The sequence below is a fragment of the Pseudomonas sp. 910_21 genome, from assembly GCF_052850735.1.
Window position 1 is genome coordinate 124,258 of sequence record NZ_VXCY01000005.1, and the last position, 25,915, is coordinate 150,172.

20 protein-coding genes are annotated in these 25,915 nt (G+C 64.6%); 7 read left to right on the forward strand and 13 right to left on the reverse strand.

Features of this window, described 5'->3' with window-relative positions; translation table 11 throughout:
* The first annotated feature begins 32 nt into the window (after positions 1-32).
* The 3 genes from FW796_RS17290 to FW796_RS17300 all read left to right on the forward strand — a co-directional run bounded on the left by FW796_RS17290 (position 33) and on the right by FW796_RS17300 (position 3,965).
* Complete coding sequence (locus FW796_RS17290; protein ID WP_446439646.1) at positions 33-1,094, forward strand: ornithine cyclodeaminase; 1,062 nt, start codon at positions 33-35, stop codon at positions 1,092-1,094.
* Positions 1,095-1,249: 155 nt separating this feature from the next.
* Positions 1,250-2,665, forward strand: a complete 1,416-nt coding sequence (locus FW796_RS17295; protein ID WP_346635340.1) for an amino acid permease — start codon at positions 1,250-1,252, stop codon at positions 2,663-2,665.
* A 130-nt stretch (positions 2,666-2,795) separates the two neighbouring features.
* The gene (locus FW796_RS17300; RefSeq protein WP_346635339.1) at positions 2,796-3,965 is read left to right on the forward strand and encodes a hypothetical protein; all 1,170 of its coding nucleotides are present in this window, start codon (positions 2,796-2,798) and stop codon (positions 3,963-3,965) included.
* Between the two features lie 44 nt (positions 3,966-4,009).
* Here FW796_RS17300 and FW796_RS17305 read toward each other — a convergent pair whose 3' ends face one another.
* Genes FW796_RS17305 through FW796_RS17315 form a run of 3 tightly spaced genes read right to left on the reverse strand, consistent with a single transcriptional unit; the run spans position 4,010 to position 8,114 of the window.
* Positions 4,010-5,350, reverse strand: coding sequence for an MFS transporter (locus tag FW796_RS17305; protein WP_446439647.1), 1,341 nt, complete (start codon positions 5,348-5,350; stop codon positions 4,010-4,012).
* Positions 5,351-5,392: 42 nt separating this feature from the next.
* A complete protein-coding gene (locus tag FW796_RS17310; protein ID WP_446439648.1) occupies positions 5,393-6,934 on the reverse strand; it encodes a class I adenylate-forming enzyme family protein in 1,542 nt (513 codons plus the stop codon).
* 1 nt (position 6,935) lies between these two features.
* Positions 6,936-8,114: an acetyl-CoA acetyltransferase gene (locus FW796_RS17315; RefSeq protein WP_346635336.1), complete on the reverse strand. Its 1,179-nt coding sequence runs from the start codon at positions 8,112-8,114 to the stop codon at positions 6,936-6,938.
* A 145-nt stretch (positions 8,115-8,259) separates the two neighbouring features.
* Here FW796_RS17315 and FW796_RS17320 point away from each other — a divergent pair, with 145 nt between their 5' ends.
* On the forward strand, positions 8,260-8,832 hold the full coding sequence (locus FW796_RS17320; RefSeq protein WP_404937201.1) for a LuxR C-terminal-related transcriptional regulator: 573 nt from the start codon (positions 8,260-8,262) through the stop codon (positions 8,830-8,832).
* Here the strand turns inward: FW796_RS17320 and FW796_RS17325 are convergent.
* The 7 genes from FW796_RS17325 to FW796_RS17355 form a co-directional block, all read right to left on the reverse strand.
* A complete protein-coding gene (locus FW796_RS17325; RefSeq protein WP_404937202.1) occupies positions 8,825-9,355 on the reverse strand; it encodes a hypothetical protein in 531 nt (176 codons plus the stop codon). The two genes, FW796_RS17320 and FW796_RS17325, sit on opposite strands and share 8 nt — an antisense overlap.
* Positions 9,356-9,440: 85 nt before the next feature.
* A complete protein-coding gene (locus FW796_RS17330) occupies positions 9,441-9,953 on the reverse strand; it encodes a hypothetical protein (RefSeq protein WP_446439649.1) in 513 nt (170 codons plus the stop codon).
* An 81-nt stretch (positions 9,954-10,034) separates the two neighbouring features.
* Positions 10,035-11,009, reverse strand: a complete 975-nt coding sequence (locus tag FW796_RS17335) for a cyclase family protein (protein ID WP_446439650.1) — start codon at positions 11,007-11,009, stop codon at positions 10,035-10,037.
* Between the two features lie 56 nt (positions 11,010-11,065).
* Positions 11,066-11,824: an SDR family oxidoreductase gene (locus tag FW796_RS17340; RefSeq protein ID WP_346635332.1), complete on the reverse strand. Its 759-nt coding sequence runs from the start codon at positions 11,822-11,824 to the stop codon at positions 11,066-11,068.
* Between the two features lie 48 nt (positions 11,825-11,872).
* Positions 11,873-13,321: an aldehyde dehydrogenase family protein gene (locus tag FW796_RS17345; protein ID WP_346635331.1), complete on the reverse strand. Its 1,449-nt coding sequence runs from the start codon at positions 13,319-13,321 to the stop codon at positions 11,873-11,875.
* Between the two features lie 4 nt (positions 13,322-13,325).
* Positions 13,326-14,438 (reverse strand): tartrate dehydrogenase, encoded by a 1,113-nt coding sequence (locus FW796_RS17350; protein WP_446439651.1) that lies wholly within the window; start codon positions 14,436-14,438, stop codon positions 13,326-13,328.
* A gap of 161 nt (positions 14,439-14,599) precedes the next feature.
* A complete protein-coding gene (locus tag FW796_RS17355; protein WP_346635329.1) occupies positions 14,600-15,502 on the reverse strand; it encodes a LysR family transcriptional regulator in 903 nt (300 codons plus the stop codon).
* Positions 15,503-15,764: 262 nt separating this feature from the next.
* Between FW796_RS17355 and FW796_RS17360 the strand changes: the two genes are divergently transcribed.
* From FW796_RS17360 to FW796_RS17370, 3 genes are all read left to right on the forward strand, one after another.
* Positions 15,765-17,522, forward strand: a complete 1,758-nt coding sequence (locus FW796_RS17360; RefSeq protein ID WP_446439652.1) for a flavin monoamine oxidase family protein — start codon at positions 15,765-15,767, stop codon at positions 17,520-17,522.
* A complete protein-coding gene (locus FW796_RS17365; protein WP_446439653.1) occupies positions 17,509-19,239 on the forward strand; it encodes a thiamine pyrophosphate-binding protein in 1,731 nt (576 codons plus the stop codon). The genes FW796_RS17360 and FW796_RS17365 overlap by 14 nt, the downstream gene beginning before the upstream one ends.
* A gap of 123 nt (positions 19,240-19,362) precedes the next feature.
* Positions 19,363-21,387 (forward strand): hypothetical protein, encoded by a 2,025-nt coding sequence (locus tag FW796_RS17370; RefSeq protein ID WP_346635326.1) that lies wholly within the window; start codon positions 19,363-19,365, stop codon positions 21,385-21,387.
* Positions 21,388-21,460: 73 nt separating this feature from the next.
* Here the strand turns inward: FW796_RS17370 and FW796_RS17375 are convergent, their stop codons facing one another.
* From FW796_RS17375 to FW796_RS17385, 3 genes are all read right to left on the reverse strand, one after another.
* Entirely contained in the window at positions 21,461-22,198 is a 738-nt protein-coding gene (locus FW796_RS17375; protein WP_346635325.1) for a copper chaperone, read from the reverse strand.
* 5 nt (positions 22,199-22,203) lie between these two features.
* The gene (locus FW796_RS17380) at positions 22,204-23,778 is read right to left on the reverse strand and encodes a tyrosinase family protein (RefSeq protein WP_346635324.1); all 1,575 of its coding nucleotides are present in this window, start codon (positions 23,776-23,778) and stop codon (positions 22,204-22,206) included.
* Between the two features lie 133 nt (positions 23,779-23,911).
* Positions 23,912-25,558 carry a phospholipase D-like domain-containing protein gene (locus FW796_RS17385; RefSeq protein ID WP_446439654.1) on the reverse strand — a complete coding sequence of 549 codons (1,647 nt, stop codon included), beginning with the start codon at positions 25,556-25,558 and terminating at the stop codon, positions 23,912-23,914.
* Positions 25,559-25,915: the final 357 nt, after the last annotated feature.

Below are 25,915 nucleotides of genomic sequence, written 5' to 3' on the forward strand. Positions count from 1 at the left end.
GTTTTCAACGTTCTGACCGAGAGGGAAAAGACATGACCTTGTTCATCGATGTGGATCACGCAGCGGACCTGTATTCACGCTTGGGCATAGCCCGGGCGATCCGGGAAATGGCCGGCTACATCCAGGCCGACTACCAGCGCTGGCAAGCCTTCGAGAAATCCCCGCGCACCGCCAACCACTCCGCCACCGGGGTCATCGAGCTGATGCCCGCCGACGATGGTCAGCAATACGCGTTCAAGTACGTCAACGGCCACCCCGGCAATCCCGCCCGGCACCTGCTGACGGTGATGGCTTTCGGCGTGCTGGCCCAGGTCGACAGCGGCTACCCGGTGCTGCTCAGCGAGCTGACCCTGACCACCGCGGTACGCACCGCCGCCACTTCAGCCCTGGTGGCGCAATCCCTGGCGCGCCAGGACGCCCGCCGCATGGCGCTGATCGGCAACGGCGCCCAGAGTGAATTCCAGGCCATCGCCTTCCATGAAATGCTCGGCATCAACGAGCTGCGGATCTTCGATATCGACATCGAGGCGTCCCATAAGCTCAAGCACAACCTGCAGGCCTGGCCGGGACTCGAGGTGCGCATCGCCGACTCGGTAGCCGATGCGGTCAAGGGCGCGGACATCGTGACCACGGTCACCGCGGACAAGGCCTACGCCACCATCCTCACCCCCGAACTGATCGAGCCGGGCATGCACCTCAACGCCGTAGGCGGCGATTGCCCGGGCAAGACCGAGCTGCACGCGGACATCCTGCGCAACGCCCGGGTGATCGTCGAATTCGAACCCCAGACCCGCATCGAAGGCGATATCCAGCAGATGCCGGCACACTTCCCGGTCATCGAGTACTTCCGCATTGCCCAGGGCCTGGCTCCGGGCCGCGAGCACGAGGCCCAAGTCACGGTGTTCGACTCGGTGGGTTTCGCCCTGGAAGACTTCGCGTCCCTGCGCTACCTGCATGACCTGGCACGCCAGCACGGCATCGGCGAGCAGATCCAGCTGGTGCCTACGCCGGCCAATATCAAGGACCTGTACCAGTTGCTCCAACCGCGCCCCGCCCCCCTGGCGACGGCACCGCGACGGATCGCCGCCGGCTGAAAGAGCGCTCCCGTGGCCCATGAACAGGGAACCGGCCTCGTGCCCCTGTTCACGGGCATTACCTGAACCGGCTGCACCACAACAATCACAGACCGCAGCCCCCTACGACCTTCCACTGCCAAAACTCGACAACTATAAAATCAAGAGGTTTTGTGATGAATCCAGATACCTTCGGGGCCTGCGAGCACCCGACGCTGCAACGCACCCTGCATAACCGTCATATCCAGCTCATGGCCATGGGTGGCGCCATCGGCACCGGGCTGTTCATGGGCTCGGGCAAGATCATCGCCATGTCCGGCACCTCGATCATCCTGATCTACATGATCATCGGCCTGTTCGTGTACCTGGTGATGCGCGCCATGGGCGAGCTGCTGCTGTCCAACCTGAACTTCAAGAGCTTTGCCGATTTCGCCGGTGCCTACCTGGGCCCCCAGGCGGCGTTCTTCCTCGGCTGGTCCTACTGGCTGAGCTGGAGTGTGGCGGTGGTGGGCGACGCTGTGGTGGTGGGCGGCTTCTTCCAGTACTGGTTCCCCGATGTACCGGCCTGGATTCCCGCCATCGCCATGATGCTGACCCTGTTCGCCCTCAACGTGCTGACGGTGAAACTGTTCGGCGAGGTGGAGTTCTGGTTCGCCATCATCAAGATCATCGCCGTGGTCACCCTGATCGCGGTGAGTCTGGTGCTGATCGCCAGCGCCTTTGTCTCACCTTCCGGGGTGAGCGCCTCCCTGAGCCACCTGCTGGACCGCCAAGCCGCCTTTCCCAACGGCCTGCTGGGCTTCTTCGCCGGTTTCCAGATGGCGATCTTCTCCTTTGCCGGCACCGAGCTGATCGGCACCGCGGCAGCGGAGACCCGCGACCCGCGCCGGACCCTGCCCAGGGCCATCAACGCGATTCCGCTGCGCATCATCCTGTTCTACGTGCTGGCTCTGGCGTGCATCATCGCCGTGACCTCCTGGCAGCAGGTATCGCCGAGCAAAAGCCCGTTCGTGGAGTTGTTCCTGATCGCCGGCTTCCCGGCCGCGGCGGGCATCGTCAACTTCGTGGTACTGACCTCGGCGGCGTCCTCGGCCAACAGCGGCGTGTTCTCCGCCAGCCGCATGCTCTTCGGCCTGGCGGACCAGGGCAACGCGCCACGCTTGTTCAAACGCCTGTCGGGGCATAGCGTGCCGGTGATCAGCCTGGCCTTCACCAGCCTGCTGATGCTGCTGGGGGTGCTGTTGCTGTACGTGGTTCCAGAGGTGATGACCGCCTTCACCCTGGTGTCGACGGTGTCGGCGATCCTGGTGATCTTCACCTGGTCGACCATCCTCGCGTCCTACATCGCCTACCGCAAAAAGCACCCTGAACTGCACGCCGCTTCCCAGTACAAGATGCCCGGCGGCGTGCCCATGGCCTGGTTCGCCCTGGCGTTCCTGCTGTTCGTCCTGGCGTTGCTGGCCCTGCGCCCGGACACCCGCCTGGCCCTGTGCGTGATGCCGGCGTGGTTCGTCTGGCTGGCCATTGCCTATCGCCTGACAGCCGGGCGCAAGGGGCGGCTCCCTGTGCAAGCGGCGGCGCAATACCGCTGAGGCGCGAGCCTGAAGGACTGGGCCAGGGACCGGCCCTGTCGGAGCCTGGTCCTGCGTGCAAAAGCATCGACAGAGCCCCCCTCGTCTTGCTCTACTCCCGCCGCCATCGCCGTTGCCAGGGAGTGCCCACATGCAAGTCGCAGGACCCACCTTCGAAGAGGTGTTCAGGAAAAACCTCAAACGCGTCCTCAACTACTGGAGCCAGATCGGCACCGTCATCGGCCTGAGCGCCGCCGCGCTGGGGTTGTTCAGCCTGTACATGTACACCCGGGCCATCGGCCGCACCGACCTGTTCATGGCCTCCATCGATGCCAGATCGGCGTTGGTGGTCTGGCTGGTCATGGTGCTGTTTCTCATGCTGATCTACTTGCTGCTGCTTACGGTCACCACCCTGCTGTTCGGGCTGGCAAACGATGTGTTTCGCAACACTCCAGAACACATGAAAGATGTGGTGGTATGGCTGACCTTGCCGGTCCTGGCAGGCTTCATGACCCTGATCGTGCTCAGCTACTACGTGCATCTGGGTGAGGCACTGGCGTCGCTGATACTGGTGGCGATGGTGGTACTGGTGACAGGGCTGGTGATGTCACGCCCCGCGTTCAAACGCGTGATCCACAGCAGTCTGGAGAAACACCCCGCTGCGGGCAGAGGCACCTGGGGTGGCCTGTTCGTGACCCTGACACTCTGCCTGCTGGGCACGGTGATCTCGGGGATCTTCACCAGCCTGCTGATCATCAATGCCTACAGCAACGAAGTGTCCAATGACTCGCCGCACTTACCAGCCTTGTTGAACTTCCTGGGGCTGCTCTTCTCCTTGCTGCCCATCGTGTTCTTCTACTGCAAGGCCGGTAGTCCCTACAAACGGGTCTTCTATGCCCTAATGTGCACCCTGCTCCTGGCCGCAGCATTTCTTCTGGTGCTGCCCGGAGCCATGAGTCAGATCACCTACAAGGCCGCCGGCAGCCTCGACGTGCGTCAGGACGGAATCGAACGATTCGTGCTGCACGATGACCTCGAACTGCATGACCTGGACCCACTGATGTGGAACACCCGCCTGACCTCTGAGCAGCGCCTGGAAGTTCAGGGCTTTCAACTCTTCTCTTTCGGCGAGGCCCTGTTGATCTGCCCCAAGGGGCTGCGCAACCTGGCGCTGAACCAGATGCACCGCTATACCCGCACCTGTATCAGGACCCGCAACAGCGCGGTAACCCGCAAGCCGGCAAAACCGCTGTATAGCCAAAACCGCGCCTGTGCCGGTGCCGCGCCACCGGCGGCATGCTGGAAACCCCAAGGCTTCTGAGTCCCCCACTTGCTGAACCTCCAGGCCGTAACCGGCCTGCTGGCTCAGGGCGCCGGGTTGACCAGCAACGGGGGTCTCAGGCTGTCGTGGTTGTGCGAGCCGGGAGCGCAGGCGACAAAGTCCTCCTTGCGCAGCACCACCAGGGCAATCAACGACACCACCCCGGTGGCCACGTAGAAGTACCAGGGCGCGGTGATGTCGCCGGTGAGCTTGATCAGCCAGGTGGAGATCAGCGGCGCACTGCCCCCGAACACCGCAACGGGGATGTTGTAGGCCACGGCAATCCCGGTGGAGCGGATGCGGGTCGGCAGCAGTTCGCTCATCAGGGCGTAGGTCGAGGAGGCGTAGAGCCCGAACAGGATCGCCACTGCCATCAGCGGCCAGAACAACGTGGCCGGGGTGGCGTTGGGCGCCGACTTGAAGAACCAGTACATGGCCAGGGTGGCCAGGGTGCCGATCACCATCAGGAACGGCTTGCGTCCGTAGCGATCGGTGAAGGCGCCGCCCAGGGGCATGACCAGCGCCGCCGAGAGGCTGGCGACGAACACGTAAAGCAAGGTGGTGCCGCTGTCGAACTTGAGGGTGTTGGACATGTAGGTCGAAGCGAAGGTCAGCACCAGGTAAAAGATCGAGCTGTGCAGGGTGATGATGAAGAACACCAGGGCAATCGAGCGTTTCCACTGCCAGACTTCCCGCAGCGGCGCCTTGGAGGTTTCTCCGGCGTGCACCAGGGCCAGGAACTCCGGGCTGTCTTCGAGCTTCAGGCGGATGTACAGCGAGATGAACCCCAGGGGCCCGGCGATCAGGAACGGAATCCGCCAGCCCCAGTCCTGCATCAGCTCGGCCCCCAGGGCCCAGGTCATGCCATTGGCCACGGCGCCGCCCAGCAGCAGGCCGAGCACCGCGGTGACCATCAGCCAGCAGGTGGCGAAGCCCCGGCGCCCAGGTCCGGCGTACTCGGAAATGAAGCTGGTGATGGTGCCGATCTCGCCTCCGGCAGAAAACCCCTGCACGCAGCGGATCAGTACCAGGAGGATCGGCGCGGCGATGCCGATGCTGGCGTAGGTCGGCAACAGGCCCAGCAGGCAGGTGGAACCGGCCATCAGCAGCAGTACGGTGATCAGGGTCTTGCGCCGACCGATCTTGTCCGCCAGGGGACCGAAGAACAGCCCGCCCAGAGGACGGATGAAAAAGCTCAGGGCAAAGGCCGCAAAACTTGCCAAGAGGCTGCTGGTGGGGTCATCGGAGACGAAGAACGCCTTGCCGATGTACAGCGCCAGGAACCCGTAGACGCCGTAGTCGTACCACTCGATCAAGTGGCCCGAGGTAGCGCCGATAAAAGCCCGGCGCCGCTGGCGCCGGGGATTGCAAGAGGACACGTCCATGCTTGGAGACTCCTGTCGTATTGCTGTCCATGGAAAAATCGTTCAGAGGTCGGCGACGGACCCTGTGGGGTCCTGCAACCACTGCCGCAAGCGGGTCTTGAGAATCTTGCCGTAACTGTTCTTGGGCAGCTCGCTGCAGAACAGGTATTTCCTGGGTTTCTTGAACGAGGCCATGCGGGTCACGAACCAATGGTTGAGCGCCTGTGGATCGAGGCCGCCAGGAGAACGCAGCACCACGAAGGCCACCACCGCCTCGCCCCACTCGGCATCCGCCTCCCCCACCACGCAGACCTCGAACACCTCGGGATGCTGCATCAGCACCTCTTCCACTTCCCGGGGATAGATATTGCTGCCGCCGGAAATGATCACATCCTTGGAGCGGTCCGTGAGGGTCAGAAACCCGCGACTGTCGAGGAAACCGATATCGCCGGTAAGCAACCAGCCGTCCACCAGAGTCGCCTGAGTGGCTGGCGGGTTGTCCCAGTAACCGTGCATCACCGGGGCACCGCGCACGGCGATCTCCCCGGGTTCGCCGGGCGTCAGGAACTGCCCGTCGGCACCGACTATCCGCACCTCCACACAGGACTGTGGCCGCCCCACCGAGGCCGCGATCGCGGGCCAGTCGGGGTGCTCGCGGTCGGCGATCAGCTCCCGGGACAGGGCGCTGATGGTCATCGGGCACTCGCCCTGGCCGTAGATCTGCACCAGCCGCGGGCCGAAGGTGTCCAGGGCCTGGCCCAGGTCCGCCAGGTACATGGGCGCCCCGCCGTAGACAATGGTCTTGATCCCCTCGCCCGAATACCCCTGGCGACGAGCCTGCTCCACCATGCGCTTGACCATGGTCGGCGCGGCAAACAGGCTGACCTGTCCCAGTTGCTGCGCCAGCCCGAACAGCTCCGCCGCATCGAACCCCCGTGACTCCGGCACCACATGCCGGGCACCGCAGCGCACGTGAATGAAGTTGTAGAGCCCGGCCCCGTGAGACATCGGCGCGGCATAGACCACCGCATCAAGGGCCTGCACCGGGTCCACATCCAGTGGGTAGCACAGCGACATGGCCATCAGGTTGCCGTGAGACAGCATCACCCCCTTGGAACGGCCGGTGGTGCCCGAGGTGTAGAACAGCCAGGCCAGCTCGTTATCCCCGCGCGGGCAGGGCTCCACCAGCTCGTGGCCCGGGGCTGCAGCCGGCACGGGGGTGGCGTAACCAGGCAACTCGCGGCAGTTGTCCGGCAAGTCCTGGAGCTCGAAAGTCCGACCGCTGTCGGTATAAATCGCCCGGGCCCCGGCGTTGCCGACGATCCAGGCGGCCTCCCGCGGATGCAGCTTGCTGTTGACCGGCACCGCCACCGCCCCGCTCCACCAGATGGCGTAGAGCAGCTCCAGGTAGTCGCAACTGTTCTTCATCAGCAACGCCACCCGCTCCCCCGGGGCGATGCCATGGCCGTGGCGCAAGTGCAGGGCCCGAGCCCGGACCCGCGCCGCGAAGTCCTGGTAGTCGGCCACCTGGCGGTTGCCCTCGAACAGCGCTGGACGCTGGGGCCAGCGTTGAGCCGCATCCAGAAGCCAATGAGCGATGTTCATCTCAGGCCCTGACCGCTTGCAGGACCGAGGCGTAGTTGGCCACGGCCATTCCGCCCATGTTGAACAGCAAGCCGAATTCGGCACGGGGCACGCCGAGGCCAATGGGTTCGCCGATCAATTGGCGAAAGCCCAGGGCATGCATCGAGACCCCGGTGGCGCCCACCGGGTGGCCCTTGGCCTTGAGTCCACCGGACAGGTTCACCGGCAAACGACCGCCCTGGCGCACGATGCCCTCATCCAGCGCCCGATGGCCTTGGCCCCTGGGCGCCAGGCCCATGGCCTCGTAGATCAACAGCTCGGCGATGGTGAAACAGTCGTGGACCTCGGCGAAGTTCATGTCCCCCAGGCTCACCCCGGCCTCGCGCAAGGCGCCGTGAATGGCCCGCTGCGGACCGTCGAAGGCCAGGATGTCGCGGCTGGCCATCGGCAGCAGGTCATTGACCTGGCTCAGGGCGCGGATCGCCACCTCGCGCCGGAACGAACGGGCGCGCTGCGGTGACGCCAGGATAATGGCCGCCGCGCCGTCACTGATCAGCGAGCAGTCGGTGAGGCGCAGCGACGGCGCGATCAGCGGATTGCTCTGGGAAACATTGTTGCAATGCTCGAAGTCCATCGGCCGGTGCATCTGCGCCAACGGGTTGGCCATGGCATTGGCGTGGTTCTTCACCGCAATCGCCGCCATCGAGGCCAGCGGGCTGTGGTAGCGCTCGGTGTACTGCTGCGCGACCCGGGCAAACAGCTGCGCAAAGCTCAGGCCGGCCTCCTGGGGATCGTTCTGGTAACCGGCCCCGGCCAGCGCTTGGGTGACTTCGGCGGTGGAGTTGCCGGTCATCTTTTCCGCCCCCACCACCAGCACCAGTTCGGCGGCGCCGCTGCGGATCGCGTTGACCCCGGCCTGGATCGCTGCCGAGCCCGAGGCGCAGGCGTTCTCGCAGCGGGTCGCCGGTTTGAAGCGCAGTTGCGGGTCGGCCTGCAGCATCAGTGAGGCAGCAAAGCCGTCCGGCACCAGGCCTGAGTTGAAGTGCCCGAGGAACAGGGCGTCGATCTCGGCCGCGTCAATCGCGGCATCCGCCAGGGCTTCACGAGTGACCTGGACAATCAGGTCCTCAAGGGTCGAGCCCTGCAGACGACCGAAAGGCGTGTGGGCAGCAGCAACAATGGATACGGAAGCATGGGTCATAGTGATTTTCTTCTGTGCTTGAAGCGGGCATTCCATACAATGGCGAGCGCCGAAATCAGACGCTAGTTGGGGCAACTACGTACAGCAGTAAGTAGTGCCTGCCCAGCTAGAGCGGCGCACCAACCCCCACGAGGCAGGATGCCCAATGACCGTACATGCCCAGCAGCTCCAGGACCTCGAGCGCCTGGCTTTCCAGGTTTCACCCGCACCGCAGTTGATCACTGGGCATCGGCGCATGCTCGATTGCAACCAGGCCTTCCTGCACCTGTTCGGCTATGAGCGCGAGCAGCTGCTGGATCACCTGACCCTGTTGCTGTATCCCTCCCAGGCCGATTACCAGAGCATTGGCGAACGCAGCGAACACTGGCTGCGCAACGGCCAAGGCGCTTCCTATACCGACGAACGCTTCATGCAGCACCGCGATGGTGAGGTGTTCTGGGCTCGGGCCCACGGCTTTTCCCTGACCCCGGACGACCCGTTCGGGCTGATGATCTGGCACTTCGAACGCCTGGACCGGCGATTGGCGCCGACCGTGCGCCTGACCCCTCGCGAGCGGGAAATCTCCCTGCACATCGTCAACGGCCTGACCTGCAAGGAAGTGGCGCGCAAACTGGCGATTTCCCACCGCACCGTGGAAGTCCATCGCGCCCGGCTGATGAAGAAGCTCCAGGCCAAGAACAGCGCGGAGCTGGTGTCGAAGATCATCTACATCAGCTAGGCGTTTGCTCCAGCACCTCGCTGGCGCTCAGCCGCAGCAACTTCAGGGGCCCGATCGTCCCGCCCTCCAGGCTGCCGCCCTGGTTCAGCACCTTATTCGCCGCGTTCATCTCGGCGCTGTGTTGAGTCACGCTGACAAAGGTGCTGTGCGGCAACTCCTCGCTCCAGCCCTCTTCGAGCGTGTTGTAGGCCAGCATCAGCGCGGCGGTGAAATAGTGCTGGCTGGAAACCGGGATTTTCACCTCCTGGTCATTGTCGTCGTAGGCGATGAAGTGACCGACGAAGGACTCCACCCCCAGGCGCTTGAGCAGCGGCCAGCTCAGGGCCGAGGGCACAAAGGCGTTGAGCTTCTCGGCGACGATGGCCGAGTAGCCACGCGCCTGGAGCATCTGGACGATTTCGTCTTCGCTGGCCTTGGGGTGGGCGCCCATCACTTGCAGGGCTTCGACCACGGCCTGGTGGGCGGTCTGGTGATCAGGGTATTGGGCGCAGTGCGCGCAGTTTGGCGGGCAGGTATCGGTCACGGGAGGCGAAGGTCCATATCGGTCTCGAAAAAAGTGCCGCAGGGTAACCCCATAACCTGCGGCCCGCCAGTGTCGAGCCGGGCGTTTACTCAAGCGCCGCCCTGGCATCCAGACGCAGCAGTTGCACGGGCTCCAGGGTGGACCCCTGCAAGGACTCCCCGGCATACAGCGCCTCGTTGGCCATGGCCATTTCGGCGCTGCGGCCAGCCACCATTTCGTAGGTCTTGCGCGGCAGCACCTTGCTCCAGCCGTTTTCAAAGGTGTCGTATGCCAGGGTCAGCGCGGCGGTGAAGTAGTGCTGGCCGGCCACCGGAACCCGGACCTCCTCGCCCTCCTCATCCAGGGCGATGAAGTGGTTGGGCAGGTGTTTCACCCCCAGGCGCTTGAGCACGATCCAGGCCAGGGCCGATGGCACGAAGGCGTTGAGTTTTTCCGCGGCGATGGCCGAGTAGCCACGCTCCTGCAGCAGTTGGACGATGTCGTCCTCGCTGGCCTCGGGGTGGTCGGCCATCAACTCCAGGGTATCGAGTACGCCCTGATGGGCATTGGCGTGATCCAGGCAGCAGCTGCAGTCCGGCGAGTGCGAATCGTCATGCATGATCGGTCGATGATCCCTATCGGTCTTGGTGAGGGGGCGCAGGATAAACCCTGCGCCCGCCTCTCCACCAGCAAGCGCCGGCTACTTGATGACGATGGGGTTCACCGGTGCCCCGCTGCCGCCGACGATCTTCAACGGCGCGGCGGTGTAGAGGAAGGTCCACTGGCCGTCGGCGGCGCAATCCTCGGCCAGGTCTTCGAGCAGCACGATCTCGGTGAAGGCGATCCCCAGGTTGCGCATCAGCGCGCAGTGCAGCGGAATCTGCACCCCGGACACCGGGTCGGTGATCACTTCGTTGGCAATGGTGTCGGTCACCAGATTGGGGATTTCCATCTGGTTGAACCAGTCCACCAGTTCGCGACTGTAGGTCAGCCCCGGCTCCACCAGTTCCTTGAAGAACTCGGTCTTGCCGTACTCGTAGAAGGCACCCATGGAGCCGGTACGGATGATCAGGATGTCGCGCTTCTCGATGGCCACGCCCTGGGCCTTGGCGGCGGCCAGCAGGTCCAGGTGATTGAAGGTCTCGCCGCGCCCCAGGTACTTCTTGCCGCGGTGGCGGGCCATGTCGATCAGCACCGCGCGGCCTACCACGCCACGCTCGGCTATCGGCAGCACGCTGGCCTTGGCCATGCCGCCAACGGTGCTGCTGGCGTCGTAGCCGTTCCACAGCTGGTTGTCGTACCAGGCGTGGCCCAGGGCGTCGTACTGGGTCGAGCCCTGCAGCTGCATGAAGATCACGTCGTCGCAGTACTCGGCACCGCCGGTCATGGACGGCTGCTTGCCGGCCTGATAGTGGCTGCGGTCCAGGGTGTTGAAGCGCATCGAGGGGTTGCGCGCCGGCCACATCGGGTCGCCGCCGGGGTGGCCGATCTGCACTTGCAGGGTGAAGGTCTTGCCCTGGCGCACGGCGGCCACGCCCCGTAGCACTTCGGCCTGTTGCAGGTAGTTGAGGGCACCCACCTCGTCGTCCGGGCCCCACTTGCCCCAGTTCTTGGGCAGGCCTTCAAGCAGCTGCTTGGTATTGGGGTGGCTAGTGTTGTTATCGATCCCACACATGTCGACTGCACTCCGTAGCTGGGTTTGGATTTAGCCAAAGGGCTTTCTACAGATCATCAGACGCAGCGTCCACCATCCACTTCCAGGCAGGTGCCGGTGATAAAGGCCGCCTCATCGGAGGCCAGGTACAGACAGGCGTTGGCCACGTCCTGAGGGGTGGAGAAACGTCCCAGGGGAATGCTGGCCATGAATTTCTGGCGGTTTTCCGGGGTGTCCGGCACGCCCATGAACTCACTGAGCAGGGCCGTGGCGCCGACCACCGGGTTGACGCAATTGACGCGAATGTTGTCCGGCCCGAGCTCGGCGGCCATGGTCTTGCTCATCACCACCACCGCGCCCTTGCTGCCGTTGTACCAGACCAGCCCCGGGCGCGGCCGGATCGCCGCGGTGGAGGCGATATTGATGAACACCCCGCCGCCCTGGCCGCGAAAATGCGGCACGAAGTGCTTGGCGCTGAGGTAGATGCTTTTCACGTTGACCGCAAACACCCGGTCGAACTCGGCCTCGTCCACTTCCAGCATCGGCCGGTTGCGGTGGGTGGTGCCGGCGTTGTTGACCACGATGTCCAGGCCGCCGTATTGCTCCAGGGTATTGCGCAGCAGGTCGCCAACGCTGGCGTCCTGGGCCACGTTGACCTCGATGAAGTGGGCCTGGCCGCCAGCGGCGCGGATCTGGTCCACCACCCGCTGGCCGCCCGTGGCGTTCATGTCGGCGACGATGACCCGGGCGCCCTGCTGGGCGAAAGTCTTGGCGATACCTTCACCAAAGCCGGAACCGGCGCCGGTGACGATGGCAGTCTTGTTGGCTAGACGCATGGGAGTGACTCCTGTTTTTGTTGTTATGGGCCGCCGTCGTGGCGGCCCTCAGTCGTGACGAATGGCAATGGTCTTCAAGGTGGTGAAACCCAGCAGCGCCTCGAAGCCCTTCTCCCGGCCATAACCGCTGGCCTTGACCCCGCCGAAGGGCAGTTCGACACCGCCTCCGGCGCCGTAGTTGTTGATGAACACCTGGCCGCAACGCAGCTTGTGGGCCATGCGCAACTGCCGCGCACCGTCCCGGGTCCAGACCCCGGCCACCAGGCCGAAGGCGCTGTCATTGGCCAGGCGGATGGCGTCGGCCTCGTCCTCGAAGGGCATCACCGCCAGCACCGGGCCGAACACTTCCTCTCGGGCCAGACGGCTGTCTGGCGGTACATCGCGAAACAGCACCGCCTCCTGGAAGTAGCCGCCGCTGCCGGCCTCGGCCACCACCTGCCCGCGCGCCGCCACCGGGATGCCGGCGGCTTCGGCCTCACGGACGAATTCGCGCACCTGGCGCAGCTGCTTCTGATTGATCAGCGGGCCCAGGTCCAGGTCCAGCTCCGAGGGCCCGGCACGTAGTTGGCCAAAGCACTGGGCCAGGCGCTCCAGCAGCGGTTCGTAGAGGCTGCGTTGCACCAGTAGGCGGCTGCCGGCAGAACAGGTCTGGCCGCTGTTCTGCACGATGGCGTTGATCAGTACCGGCAGCGCCCGCTCCACATCGGCGTCGGCAAACACGATCTGCGGCGACTTGCCCCCCAGCTCCAGGGTCACCGGGCAATGGCGCTCGGCGGCGGCCTTGGCCACCAGGGCGCCGGTGCCGGTGGAACCGGTGAAGGAGATATGCGCGACGCCAGGATGGGCGCACAACGCCGCGCCGGCTTCGTGGCCATAGCCGCTGACCACGTTGATCGTGCCTGCCGGAAAACCGACCTTGGCCGCCAGTTCCGCCAGCCGCAGCAGCGACAGGCTGGCGTCCTCGGCGGGTTTGACCACACAGGCGTTGCCCGCCGCCAGAGCGGCGCCGACGCTGCGGCCGAAGATCTGCATCGGGTAGTTCCAGGGAATGATGTGCCCGGTGACGCCGTGGGGCTCGCGCACGGTGAGCACGGTGTAGCCGGCCTGATAGGGCAAGGTGTCGCCGTGGAGTTTGTCGGCGGCCCCGGCGTAGTACTCGAAGTAGCGCGCGAGGGCCGTGACGTCGGCCCGGGCCACCTTCAGCGCCTTGCCGGTGTCACGGGCCTCGATCTGCGCCAGCTCTTCATGGTGCTCCAGCACCGCCTGGCCCAGACGCGCCAGCAGGCGCCCACGTTCCAGTGCCGAAAGGCTGCCCCAGGGTCCATCGAAGTTGTCCCCCAGGGCCCGCTGCGCGGCCTGCACCGCCAGGTCGATGTCCTCGGCAGTGCCGCGGGCGATGCGCGCGTAGCTGATGCCGGTGCTGGGGTCGAGTACCGGAATGTCCTCGGCCCAGGACGAGGCTTGCCATTGGTTGTCGATGTAGTGTTCCAGACTCATCAGCTCAGCTCCTGTTTCCAGCCAGACACTCGGCAATCGCCCTACCCACTTCCACGGTGCTGGCGTTGCCGCCCATTTCCCGGGTGCGCGGGCCTTCGGCGAGCACCGTCTCGATGCTTCCGACAATCGCCGCCGCGGCCCGTTGGTAGAGCTCGTCGCCCTGCCCCAGGTGTTCGATCATCAGGGCCGCCGACCAGATCTGGCCGATCGGGTTGGCCACCCCGAGACCGGCGATGTCCGGCGCCGAACCGTGCACCGGCTCGAACAGCGAAGGGTACAGACGCTCCGGATTGAGGTTGGCCGAGGGTGCAATGCCGATGGTCCCGGTACAGGCCGGACCCAGGTCGGAAAGGATGTCGCCAAACAGATTGGAAGCCACCACCACATCGAACCAGTCCGGGTGCTGGACGAAGTGCGCGCAGAGAATGTCGATGTGGAACTTGCGGGTATCGACCTGGGGATAGGCCTTGGCGAGTTGCTCCACCCGCTCGTCCCAGAACGGCATGGTGATAGCGATGCCATTGGACTTGGTGGCCGCCACCAGATTGCGCCGGGGTCGGCGGCTGGCCAGGTCAAAGGCGTACTTCACCACCCGGTCGACACCGTGACGGGAGAACACCGACTCCTGCAGGGCAATCTCCCGCGGGGTGCCCTCCCACATGCGGCCACCGACGCTGGAATATTCGCCTTCGGTGTTTTCCCGGACCACGATGAAATCGATGTCCCCCGGCACCCGTCCGGCCAGGGGGCACGGCACTCCGGGCATCAGGCGCACCGGACGGATATTCACGTATTGGTCGAACTGGCGGCGGATCTTCAGCAGCGAGTCCCAGACCGCAATATGGTCGGGGACGATGTCGGGGGCGCCGACGGCGCCGAAGAAGATCGCCTCGTGGTCGCCGATCTGCTCGGCCCAGTCCTCGGGCATCATGCTGCCGTGGACCTGGTAGTGCTCGCTGCACCAGTTGAAATGATCGAACTCAAGATCGATGCCGAAGCGCCGGCTGACGGCTTCCAGCACGCGCAGGCCTTCGGGCACCACTTCGCGGCCGATGCCGTCACCGGCGATCACGGCAATGCGGTGGCACGGTTTTACAGCGGAATTGATCCTGGACAAGCCGTATCTCCTGGTCTGACGTGTTGTTGTTATTGAGGCAGGTCAAGCGCAAGGGCGAGCCCATTCTGGGCACGGGGAAGCGCCCAGGGGAATTGCTCATTGTGGAAACCGCCTTCGCAAAATTCGAAGGCTCGCGGCGCCAGCCAGCCAGGGGCGCGCGACTAGGGCGGCGGCGCTCCGCTCTGGTCGCAGTCAGCCAGGTAGTCGAACAGCTCACGGCTGGCCAGGGACGGTTGCTCCAGACGTCGGCACAGGAACATCTGACGATCGGCCCAGGGGTCGTCGATTTCGATAAAACGCAAGGCCATCTCCTTGCGAAAGATCTGCACCGCGCCCTGGGGCAACACCCCCACGCCCTGCCCGGCGGCGATCAGCCGGCACACCGCCTCGAAGCTGCGCACCTGCACCCGCAGGCGCAGAGGCATGCTCACCGCAGCCGCTGCCTCGGTGATCAACGGGGTGATGGCGGCGTTGTCCTCCAGGCCGACGAAGTCGTAGCCCAACAGGTCCTGGAAACGCGCATGGCTCATCTTGAACGGGTGATCCTGGGGCACGATCAGGCACAGACGGTCGCGGCAATAGGGCTTGAAGTACAGGTCCCGGGCCTGGGGCAAGGTGGTAACGATGCCCACATCGGCGATGCCGTCGCGCACCGCCAGGAGAATCTCGCGGCTGCGCTCCTCGCGGATGTCCACGCGAATCCCCGGGTGCAGGTCGCTCCACTGGGTCAATTGCCGGGGCAGTTCCTGGCTCATCGCCGAGCTGTTGGCGTACAGGCTGACCCGGCCGGTGGCGCCCTTGGCAAAGTCGGCCAGGTCAGCGTGCATCACATCCACCGCCCGCAGGATGCTCCGGGCATGTTCGGCCAGGGCCTGCCCGGCCGCGGTCGGCTGCACCCCGGTGGAGGTGCGAGTCAGCAGCGCCACCTTGAAGTGCTGCTCCAGCAGCGACAGACGCCGGCTGGCGGCCGACAGCGACAGGTGCGACTGCTCGGCAGCCCGAGACAGGTTGCCCAGGGTCAGGGCCTTGAGAAACAGCTCGATGGAAGTCAGGTCCGGAGACATGGCGGAGTCCTTGTGCGCAGTCCGTGAAAACTACGCAGTTGGCGCGGCCCTGTCCAACGCTGCAGCGACGGTTCAAGCCCCCTCGGAGAGGGCCCCGCCGGCCAGCGCCAGCAGCCTCGAATATTGTCCGACAATAATCTTCAAAGCCCCGTACACACGGGCTGAAACACGCACTAATGGCAAACTGGCATTTCGCCAAAACTGGACAATACTAGGTCGCGACGGACCTCCCTGTCCGCCTTCCAGCGAAAAGGACTTCAGCATGAAACCTCAAGAACTCGAACTCGATGTCGCGGTGGTCGGTGGGGGCGTGTCCGGCACCTACAGCGCCTGGCGCCTGCAGCATGAACAAGGTGAAAAACTGCGTGTCGGCCTGTTCGAATATGGCGACCGCATCGGCGGCCGGCTGTTCAGCATCAACCTGCCGGGGCTGCCCAACGTGGTCGCGGAAGTCGGCGGCATGCGCTATATCCCCGGCCCCACCGGCCATGTGCTGGTGGACAGCCTGGTCAAGCAGTTACGCCTGCCAAGCCAGAAATTCCCCATGGGCGCGCCGCCCCCGGTGGGCTCGCTGAACAACCTGTTCTACCTGCGGGGCAAGCGCTTCCGGTATCGCGACTTCAAGGAAGCGCCACACAAGATCCCCTACGACCTGGCCTGGTCCGAACGTGGTTTCGGCCCCGAGGACCTGCAAGTCAAGGTGATGAACTACGTCTACCCGGGCTTCGACCAGCTCAGCCTGTGCCAGCAGATGCAGGTCAAGGTGTTCGGCAAGGAGATCTGGCGCTACGGCTTCTGGGACCTGCTGTACCGGGTCATGAGCAATGAGGGCTACCAGTTCATGAAGGACGCCGGCGGCTACGACGCCAACGTCGCCAACGCCAGCGCGGTCACCCAGCTGCCCGCCACCGAATACAGCGACGACACCGAGTTTCTGACCCTGACCAAGGGTTTCCAGAGCCTGCCCCTGACCCTGGAGGCCAAGTTCCGCAATCTGCCAGGGATCTTGCCCGGCGCCCAACGGGTGCAGATGAACCAGCGCCTGGTGCAGATCAGCTACGCCAAGGACCGCGACTTCCCCTATCGCCTGCATTTCCAGAGCACCGTCACCGAGCAGGGCAGCACCCGGGACGTCGGCGGCAGCCAGGTAGTCAAGGCGAAGCAGATCATCCTGGCCATGCCTCGTCGCGCCCTGGAGCTGATCGATGCACCGCTGTTCGACGATCCCTGGCTCAAGGAAAACCTCGGCTCGGTGCTGATGCAGTCGGCGTTCAAGCTGTTTCTGGCCTACGAACAGCCCTGGTGGCGCAGCCTCGGGCTGGTGGCCGGGCGCTCGGTCACCGACCTGCCGGTGCGCCAGGTCTACTACATGGGCACCGAGTGCGAACAGCCCGGCGGCCAGCCGAACCTCAACTCGTTGCTGATGGCCTCCTACAACGACATCGGCACCGTGCCTTTCTGGAAAGGCCTTGAAGGCGGTGCGCCCTTTGTCGGCTATGTGCCCTCCAGCCTCGCCGGGCAACTGCAAGCCGCGGCAGTGGTGCCCAGGAGCGAGTTCCAGGTCAGCGACGAAATGGTCCGGGTGGCGCAGATGCAAGTCACTCAACTGCATGATCAGGTGGAGCTGCCACGTCCCTATTCGGCGGTCTACCACGCCTGGGACGCCGATCCCTACGGCGGCGGCTGGCACGAATGGAAGGCCAACTACCGGATCGACCAGATCCTGTGCCGCATGCGCAAACCGGTGGCCGACCAGCAGATCCATATCGTCGGCGAGGCCTATTCCATGGGCCAGGGCTGGGTGGAAGGCGCGCTGACCGTGGCCGAGTCGACCCTGCAGGACTTCTTTGGCCTCAAGCGCCCCAACTGGCTGCCCAAGGACTATGCCCTGCTGCCGGTGCCGACCCCGGACGGCTGCACCCTGCCCGGCGACCAGCCGCTGCCCTGCCAGGACTGCGCCAAGACCCTGGACAGCGTCACCCAGTTCGCCTACGAGGGGATCGCCCATGGCCAGCAATGACAATTTCAGCGTCGCCGACTACCTGCTGACCCGCCTGCAGCAACTGGGCCTGACCAAGGTATTCCAGGTGCCGGGGGACTACGTCTCGCACTTCATGTCGGCCCTGGACGACTTCGACGGCATCGACGCGGTGGGCGAGATCAACGAGATGGCAGCCGCCTACGCGGCCGACGGCTATGCCCGTTACACCGGGATCGGCGCGGTATCGCTGCAATACAGCGTCGGCACCTTCAGTGCCCTGAATGCCATTGCCGGTGCCTATGTCGAACGCAATCCGCTGGTGCTGATCAGCGCCAGCCCGTCGGCGCAGAACCGCAACCTGATCTGGTCCCAGGATGTGCTGTTCCACCACTCCACCGGTGATCTGGACGTGGGCCGCAAGGTCTTCGAGCCGGTGACTGTGGCCAGCCTGATCCTTGACGACAGCCTGCGCGCCCCGGCGCTGATCGATGAGGCGCTGGTCAAGGCCATCAGCGAGCGCCGGCCGATCTACCTGGAGGCCTGGCAGAACGTCTGGGGCGAACCTTGCCCGCGCCCTCAGGGCGAACTGCAACCGCGGGCTACGCGCTGCGACGAGGACTCGATGCGCGCCGTCATCGAGGCTAGCCTGCTGCGCCTGGGCAGCGCTCGCTCGCCGCTGATCATGCTGGGCATCGAAGTGGCCCGCTACGGCCTGCAGGAGCAGGTAATGCGCCTGATCGAGGCCAGCGGCCTGCCCTTCACCACCAGCCTGGAAGCCAAGACCGTGGTCGACGAAAGTCACCCGCAGTTCATCGGCACCTGCGCCGGCACCGCTTCGCGCCTGTGGACCCAGGCCTTCATGCAGGACGTGGACTGCATCCTGGCCCTGGGGGTGATCTTCACCGACGACTACCTGCAACTGCTGAACAAGGACTTCAGCCGGATCATCCTGGTCAACAGCCAACTGGCCCGCACGGGCCTGCAGTACTACCCCCACATACCGCTGCCGGACTATGTGCAACGGCTGCTGGGGGCCATGGGCCTGGACAGCGACTACCCTCTGCGCAACCAGGTTCCTGAACCCGCGCGCCCGCCGCTGCTGCAACAGGGCGCAGCCGACGATGCCCTGGGCTACGACCTGTTCCTGGAGATCCTCGACGGTTTTGCCCGGCAACAGAATCTGTGGCCGAGCAGCAGCCTGATCCTCGGTGAAAGCTCGGCCCTGTATGCCGCCAGCAACCTCAACGGCCTACCTCGGGACAGCTTTGTCGCCGATGCCATCTGGGGTTCCCTGGGCCACGAAACCGGCTGCGCCCTGGGGGTGGCCATGGGTAGCGGTCGGCGGCCGATCGTGGTGGCCGGCGACGGCGGCTTCATGATGATCTGCCAGTCGCTGTCGACCCTGGCACGCAACCGGATCAACGCCCTGGTGTTCGTCATGAGCAACGAGGTCTACGCCATCGAACAGGCTTTCGTCGACATTGACGCCTTCGAACCCGGCGGCCAGTTCGCCCCATTCGACACCCTGCCAAGCTGGGACTACCTGGCCCTGGCCAAGGGTTTCGGCGCCGAGGGGTTCAAGGTCTCGACCCGGGCCGGGCTGGAACAGTTGCTGCCGCAGCTGCTGCAGATCAAGGACCGCCCGGCGCTGATCCAGGTGGTGATTCCCCGGCAGGACCTGGCACCGCAGATCAAGCGCCTGGCCAAGCCGGACGGCCCGTTGTTCGTCGCCCGCCATAGCCACGACAACGACTGAACCCCGGCGGTTGTCATTGCCCCGCCCACTGTAGGAGCCGGCTTGCCGGCGGACAGATCGCTAAGATCGCCTGCGCCGACAAGCCGGCTCCTGCCGAGCATGTCCTCTTAGGAGCAACACAGCATGGACGTCCCCTTCCTGCGCTCTACCCTCGCCGCCGGCCTGCTGCTGGTCAGCGGCTGCGCCCTGGCCCACACCATGAACCACGGCAGCGATGAACACAGTGGCGGCTTCACCCCGGTGCCGCCGGACACGCCCTACCTGCAAGTGCTGCACAAGTGCGTCAGCCCCCAGGACACCGAGGGCGACCAACTGCTCTCGGGCCTGGGCGGCACCCGTTACCCCCTGGTCAGCCTCAAGCAGCCGGAGCAGGTCCAGGCCTTCTACAGCCAGGGCATGGCCCTGCAATACGGCTTCAATTTCTCGGCAGCGATCCGCGCCTTCTACCAGGCCAGCCGCTTCGACGAAGGCTCGGCCATGCCCTATTGGGGCATCGCGCTGTCGGCCAACTCCAACATCAACAGTGTCGCCACCACCGGTTGCAACCAGTTGGCCTACCGCTCGGTTCAGATCGCCCTGGAGCACGCCAGCGCCCGGCTCAAGGACAGCGCCGCTCAAGCCGCCTTCAGCCAGCGTCAGTTGCAGCGCGAGGTGGACTACGCCAAGGCACTGCTGAGCCTGTATAGCGAAAAGGACGGCCAGGTCAGCCTCGGCGATGAGGGCAACAAGCGCTACGCCGACGCCATGAAAACCCTGTCGGAAAACTACTTTGACGACCTCGATGCCGCGACCCTGTACGCCGACGCCTTGCTCAGCCGCGACCCGTGGAAATGGTGGGACGGCACCGAGGCCGTATCCAATCAGGTCAAGCCGACCGACGCCGCCTACGAGGCCCTGCAAGTGCTCAACCGGGTACTGGTCCAGGACCAGCAGCACACCGGGGCCAATCACTTCTACATCCACGCCATCGAAGAATCACCGTTCCCCGACAGCGGCCTGCCCATGGCCAATCGCTTCCGCGACCAGAACCCGGCCATCGGCCATCTGGTGCACATGGCCTCGCACATCTACCAGCGCACCGGCAACAACAACCTGGCCAGCGTGGCCAACTACACCGCAGTCTCGGTGGACCGCGCCTATGCCCATCAGGTCCAACCGCAAAGCCCCTATGCCTTGCACTACCTGGGGCACAACATTCACTTCCTGACCTGGACCCTGTCCATCGAAGGCCGGCAGAACGAATCCCTGAACATGGCCGAGGAACTGGTGGAGAACACCACCCGCTACTCGGCCGTGCCCTTCCTTTGCCAGCAGTACCCCGAAGAGCTCAAGACCAAGACCGACTACTTCTACGCGGTGCCCTACTACTTCGCCGTGCGCTTCGAGGACTGGGACGCCCTGGCACGGATCGAACCGAAGATCGACGCCGGCCTTGCCACCATCAACCAGGCTTGCCGCGAGGCGAACCAGGGAACGGACAAGCCCTGGCAAGACTTGACCAAGCCCTACACCCAACTGATGAAAGCCTATGCCCTGGCGTACCGGCAACTGAGCGCCCAGAACCTGAACCAGGACCAGGCCCGTGATGCCCTCAAGGGTTTCTGGCAGGCCGTCGCCACCTCGCCCCAGCCCCTGACCGGCAAGAACGCCCTGCAATATGGCAACAATCCGGCGCTGCAGCTGCTGCGCATCGCCAACCTGATCCTGCTCGACCGCGCCCAGACCGGTGCTGCCGGCCCACTGGATCTGGCAGCCCTCAAAAACCTCGGCAACCAGGTATTCAACAACGCTAAAGAGGGCCTCAACGCTGACCTGCAGGCCCTGACGGGCGATGCCGGCCAGCAGCAGATTGCCGCCTGGCGCAAGGCGGTGGAGGTGCAAGACGCCCTGGCCTACAACGAGCCGCCGGACTGGTACTACACCCTGCGCGAGTCCCTGGGTTATGCCTTGCTGGCGCAGAAACGCTATGCCGAGGCGGAACAGGTGTTCCGTGAGGATCTGGCGGGCAACCGCCTCAGCGGCCGCTCCCTCAACGGCCTGAAGCTGAGCCTGGAAAACCAGCCCGGCAAGCCGGTCCCGGCGTTGCTCGAGGAGCAACTGCAAACCGCCTGGCGCAATGCCACGGTGAGCCCGGCGCCGCGGTTGTAGGCCTTAGGCAAAGGCTACCAGGGGCGGGATCGCAATCGCGGGCGCCCCGCCCCTGGGCAACCTCAGGCAACGACTAGGACAGACCCCGCGGATGCCGCGGCCAGGGCCAGTACCAGCGCAAGACCCGAGGCCGCAACAGGCGTTCGTAGAGCATCCACAGCATGCCCAGCAGCATCAGCGCCACATGCCCCTGTTCCAGCAGCACCGGCAACAGCATCAGCGGCCAGCAGGAACCTACGCACCAAGCCCCGGCGGACAGGCCAAAACCCAGGCAGTCCCTCAGGTAGCCCAGGCCAAAGGCACTGATCCGCGGCTGCCGGTGGCACTGGTTCAGGCAATGTTGCTTGAACGGCGAGGCCTGCCAGGCCAGGCACAGCAGCAACACGGCGAAAAAACCCTGCCACGCACTCAGGCCAAACCACACCCGAACCGCCACCACCAGCCCCATCAGCACCACGCCTGCCAGGCTCCAGACCGCACCGAAGCCCAGCACGAACAGGGCAACGCCCTGCCAACGCTTGCGCCGCAAACTACGGTGCCAGACGTAGAGCAAGGGTTGCACCAACAGCAGTGGCAGCATGGCAAGCAGCATCAGCCACCAGCCCAGCAACAGTTGCTGCGGTGGATTGAACAGCAACGCCTGCTCGATGCCCTGCCAGCCCAGGGCATAACCGGCCAATGGCAGGCTGCCGCAAAACGCCGGAATCGACAGCATCGCCGTCGACCCCAGCAACCACCCCCAGCCCACCAGGCTGGTCAGCAGCAACCAGGGCCGCGGGTTCTGGCCCGAAGGTCGCAGCCCGCGTAGCACGCCCCTCAACCGCCCAGCCGGGTAAGGCTGACCCGCGCCACCGTGATCTGGTTCTCGGCCAGCACTGCCGCCCTGGACACCAGGCGGATATTCAGCTGATCCGCCGAGGTGATACCCCCCAGGTGCAGGGCATCGATGATATCGGTGATCTCAAACACCTCGGTGATGCCGTGCCCGCCATGCTCACGGTCGGTACGACTGGCCTGGCTCACGCCGAACAGCGACAAGACGCCGGCGCGCAACTCCGGATGCTGGCTTGGGTCGGCATCGGGCGGCAGGTTGACATAGACCTCCAGCAGCACCGCATCGCAGTTGCCACGAATGTTTTCCAGATTGAGGAAGACCCGGTCCGGCGGCGTGAAGCTGGCCGCGAACAGGTTCGACTTCAGGCTGTTGAACATTTGCTGCGTGACCTGCTTGTCCAACTGCACCGAGGTCTGCACCGAGTGCCCGACTATTTCCAGCGGTGCGCGATTGGCGCCTATCAGTTCTGTATCCGGTTCCTTGGCCATCAGTGCTCCGTTTGCGCTGAAGTTTTGCAGTTGATCGGCCTCCAGTCCCAGACGCTGCAAACGCAAGTGCAGCAGGTTGACCGGGCTCTTGGCGGCAGCGCTGGTGTCATAGCGATAGTTGAGCTTGGGCGCCAGGGTATCGAGCATCTCCACCACCTTGAACTTCCACGGCTCGCCGCTGACGGTGGGTACGATAAACGACCGGCTCAAGCTGTCGGGGGCGTTGTACCAGTCCGATTTGTCGGGGTTGCTGTGATCGGCGGAGCTGTCTAGCCAGACCTGCCACAAGCGGTCGATATTGGCATGGTGCAGCCAGAAGATCGGGTCCAGCGCGGCGGTATTGGGATAGCTCATCAGGCCACGAACCGTATACCGAGAACCGTCGGGTGCGGTTCGCACCTGGTCGTAGCCACCCACTTCGGTATGGACGATGTTGTGCGGGGACGACTCCAGGCCGCCGGGGACGCCGCTGTCAAGCGAGGAATCCGGCACGCCGCCAAACCCTGGCGGGGTGCCCCTGACATTGCCTTCGTACAGCGGATCATCCAGGCAGCCGAGACCGATCAGGCTGCCATCGAGCACCACGTTGCCGTCGCCCGAAAGGCCAAAGCGCTTTTCAACATACAGCGGGTTGGGCCCCTCATTGTTGGGCAGGGTCTTGGCGGCAAAGCACGCGGGCAGGTGCAGGGACTGCTGCCCCTCGTTGTAATTCCAGTAAGGCAGCGCCCAATCCTTGGGACCACCCAGCTGGACGACCACATCGCGGACGATCTGTTCGAAGGACGCCAGGTAACCGCGGTGCCAGGGCAGGAAGAACCAGTTGCCATGCTGGCACTGGTCCCAGTACAGCAGCTGTTCCGCTTCGTTGGGCAGTGCCTCACCGGCCTTGAGGTAGCCGTCCATCCTCCACCACGACTCGGAGAACCCGTGAATTGCCGCGAGGAATCGCCAACTGGTGCGATCGGTGATCGGGCGCTGGCGCAGGACGCCCACCGCTCTGGCATACCACAACAGGGTCGGGTCCCAATCGCCGCTCAATTTCCCTACATCACGCCGTATATAAACCATGATTTATCTCCCTGAAAAGGCTCCGTTGCGGAGGGAGCGCTCGCTCCGCTGGCAACGCTAGATCAGGTGATATCAATTTGCCTGTTCCGGCCCCGTAAAAGCGGACCGGTGGCAGGCCGTTCGGCGGCTCGGTTCAGCGCCCGGAAAAACGCAGGCGCGACAGCTGGCGCAGGTCGCCGTCCAGGTAGTAGTCATTGCTCCAGCTGTCGTCCATCGCCAGGGGCTGGACCTGTTTCAGGGCCAACTGCCTGGCGAAATAGCGAAACCGGTAATGCTCGTAGAAACGCAGCAGTTCCAGGCCGTAGCGATCCGCCAGGTCGGTGTCGCCACGGATGATCAGGAAGTTCTCGTCATTGCTCTGGCTGGCGCCGACGCTGAGGTTGTGGCTGCCGCTGATGATCACCGGGGCCTCGCTGGTGAAGTCGGTAACCAGCGCCTTGGTGTGCACCAGCAGGTTGCCCTTCTGGCCCTTGAGGCCCTCCTTGAGCCAGCCCTCGAGGCCATTGTTGAGCAAAGCGGTGGCGGCGAATTCGGCGGTGCGGTCGGCGTGGAAGCCGGTGATGCGGCTGGCGGTGTTTTGCAGGCCATAACGCAGGACATCGTCGTGGGGCTGGCCGAGCAAGGCGTCGAGAATGCTGTCGGGCAAAGCGAAGGCGGTGACGAACAGCAGGTCGCGGCGGGCGCTGTTGATGATGTCGACGAACTCACTGAGATCGCCCTGACCGCTGCGCGGGGAAAAACCGGCGAACAGCGGTGCATCAGGCTGCATGGGATTGTTCTGGGTCAACCATTTGCGGGTGGCACCCACGTCCGTCGGCGCCTGCCAGATCTGCTCGAATACCTGCAAATAGCGCCCGGCAATGTCCGGGTGATCGAGGCTGTGCAGCACATTGGCCTGGCGGTAGACCCCGTTGGCGGTGAAGTTGGTGCTGCCGCAGAGCACCGCTTCGGGCTGACGCTGGCCGGCGGCGTCGAGGCGGCTGAGGACGATGAACTTGTCGTGGAAGATCGCGTGGGTCACCCGCCCGCGTTTACTGTCCTCGGGCAGGTGCTGCAGGCTGGCCTGGTTCTGCGTGGTGTCGTCGTCCCCGGGGCCGGCGTGGTACAGCACCCGCACCTGCACGCCACGGTCGAAGGCGGCGTTGACCGCGTCAATGACGGCCTGCAACTGGTACTCGTAGATGGCGATATCCAGGCTCCAGCTGGCATCCGTGGCGCGCTGGATAAACCCCAGAAGCTCCTCCAGCAAACCGTTTTCCAGCCATTGCCGGGGTGCGTCGGGCCAGGCCTCGATGGGCAGTTTCTTGTTGCTGCTGAGCAACCCATCCAGTTCGGGAAACTTGCGCGAGAAGGCCTGGCTGGCGGCCACGGCACGGTTGAAGATCACCCGTTGCCCCGGGGGCTGGCCGTTGTCGGCGGTGATACTCAGTTCCAGGGCCTCACCCAGTTGCAGTGCATCGGGACTGCCGTAGACCAGGTGAACCCGATAGTTGAGGGTGGTGCCGGGACGGACCGCGTAGTCGGCCCAGCGAAATTTCTGCAGCGGCGCCTGATCGCTGGGGGTGGCGTTGTATTGGGGGAAGGTGTGGGGCTTGCCGGGGAAGGTCAGGCTATTGAACAGAAACAGCCAGGGCTTGCTGTCGACCTGCTTCTCGATGGCGAAGCCCAGCAGCCCCTTGCGCCGCGACGCATCCAGATCCATGGCCAGCAACACGCCGTTGGTCCCGGCATAGGCCTTGACCCGGAAATCGTCCTTATCGTTACGCACCAGTACCCGCATGGATTCACTCCTGTGAAAGACAGCGCAAAGCGTAGCCGTTCCCGCGATACCCAGGCACTAGGCCCCCGCAAGTCACGCATCGCCCCGACCGACGCCTTCGCTGGCAAGCCAGCTCCTACGGGGGGATGTTTATCCCTCGAACCGCCCCGCCCCCTGTAGGAGCCGGCTTGCCGGCGAATTGGCCCGCAAGCCTTGCACCGTCCCGACCGACGCCTTCGCTGGCAAGCCAGCTCCTACGGGGGGATGTTTATCCCTCGAACCGCCCCGCCACCTGTAGGAGCCGGCTTGCCGGCGAATTGGCCCGCAAGCCTTGCACCGTCCCGACCGACGCCTTCGCTGGCAAGCCAGCTCCTACGG

Bases quoted from the DNA above. Each gene is read 5' to 3' on its own strand.
- FW796_RS17290 (WP_446439646.1), top strand. From the start codon at position 33: ATGACCTTGTTCATCGATGTGGATCACGCAGCGGACCTGTATTCACGC.
- FW796_RS17295 (WP_346635340.1), top strand. From the start codon at position 1,250: ATGAATCCAGATACCTTCGGGGCCTGCGAGCACCCGACGCTGCAACGC.
- FW796_RS17300 (WP_346635339.1), top strand. From the start codon at position 2,796: ATGCAAGTCGCAGGACCCACCTTCGAAGAGGTGTTCAGGAAAAACCTC.
- FW796_RS17305 (WP_446439647.1), bottom strand. From the start codon at position 5,350: ATGGACGTGTCCTCTTGCAATCCCCGGCGCCAGCGGCGCCGGGCTTTT.
- FW796_RS17310 (WP_446439648.1), bottom strand. From the start codon at position 6,934: ATGAACATCGCTCATTGGCTTCTGGATGCGGCTCAACGCTGGCCCCAG.
- FW796_RS17315 (WP_346635336.1), bottom strand. From the start codon at position 8,114: ATGACCCATGCTTCCGTATCCATTGTTGCTGCTGCCCACACGCCTTTC.
- FW796_RS17320 (WP_404937201.1), top strand. From the start codon at position 8,260: ATGACCGTACATGCCCAGCAGCTCCAGGACCTCGAGCGCCTGGCTTTC.
- FW796_RS17330 (WP_446439649.1), bottom strand. From the start codon at position 9,953: ATGCATGACGATTCGCACTCGCCGGACTGCAGCTGCTGCCTGGATCAC.
- FW796_RS17335 (WP_446439650.1), bottom strand. From the start codon at position 11,009: ATGTGTGGGATCGATAACAACACTAGCCACCCCAATACCAAGCAGCTG.
- FW796_RS17340 (WP_346635332.1), bottom strand. From the start codon at position 11,824: ATGCGTCTAGCCAACAAGACTGCCATCGTCACCGGCGCCGGTTCCGGC.
- FW796_RS17345 (WP_346635331.1), bottom strand. From the start codon at position 13,321: ATGAGTCTGGAACACTACATCGACAACCAATGGCAAGCCTCGTCCTGG.
- FW796_RS17355 (WP_346635329.1), bottom strand. From the start codon at position 15,502: ATGTCTCCGGACCTGACTTCCATCGAGCTGTTTCTCAAGGCCCTGACC.
- FW796_RS17360 (WP_446439652.1), top strand. From the start codon at position 15,765: ATGAAACCTCAAGAACTCGAACTCGATGTCGCGGTGGTCGGTGGGGGC.
- FW796_RS17365 (WP_446439653.1), top strand. From the start codon at position 17,509: ATGGCCAGCAATGACAATTTCAGCGTCGCCGACTACCTGCTGACCCGC.
- FW796_RS17370 (WP_346635326.1), top strand. From the start codon at position 19,363: ATGGACGTCCCCTTCCTGCGCTCTACCCTCGCCGCCGGCCTGCTGCTG.
- FW796_RS17380 (WP_346635324.1), bottom strand. From the start codon at position 23,778: ATGGTTTATATACGGCGTGATGTAGGGAAATTGAGCGGCGATTGGGAC.
- FW796_RS17385 (WP_446439654.1), bottom strand. From the start codon at position 25,558: ATGCGGGTACTGGTGCGTAACGATAAGGACGATTTCCGGGTCAAGGCC.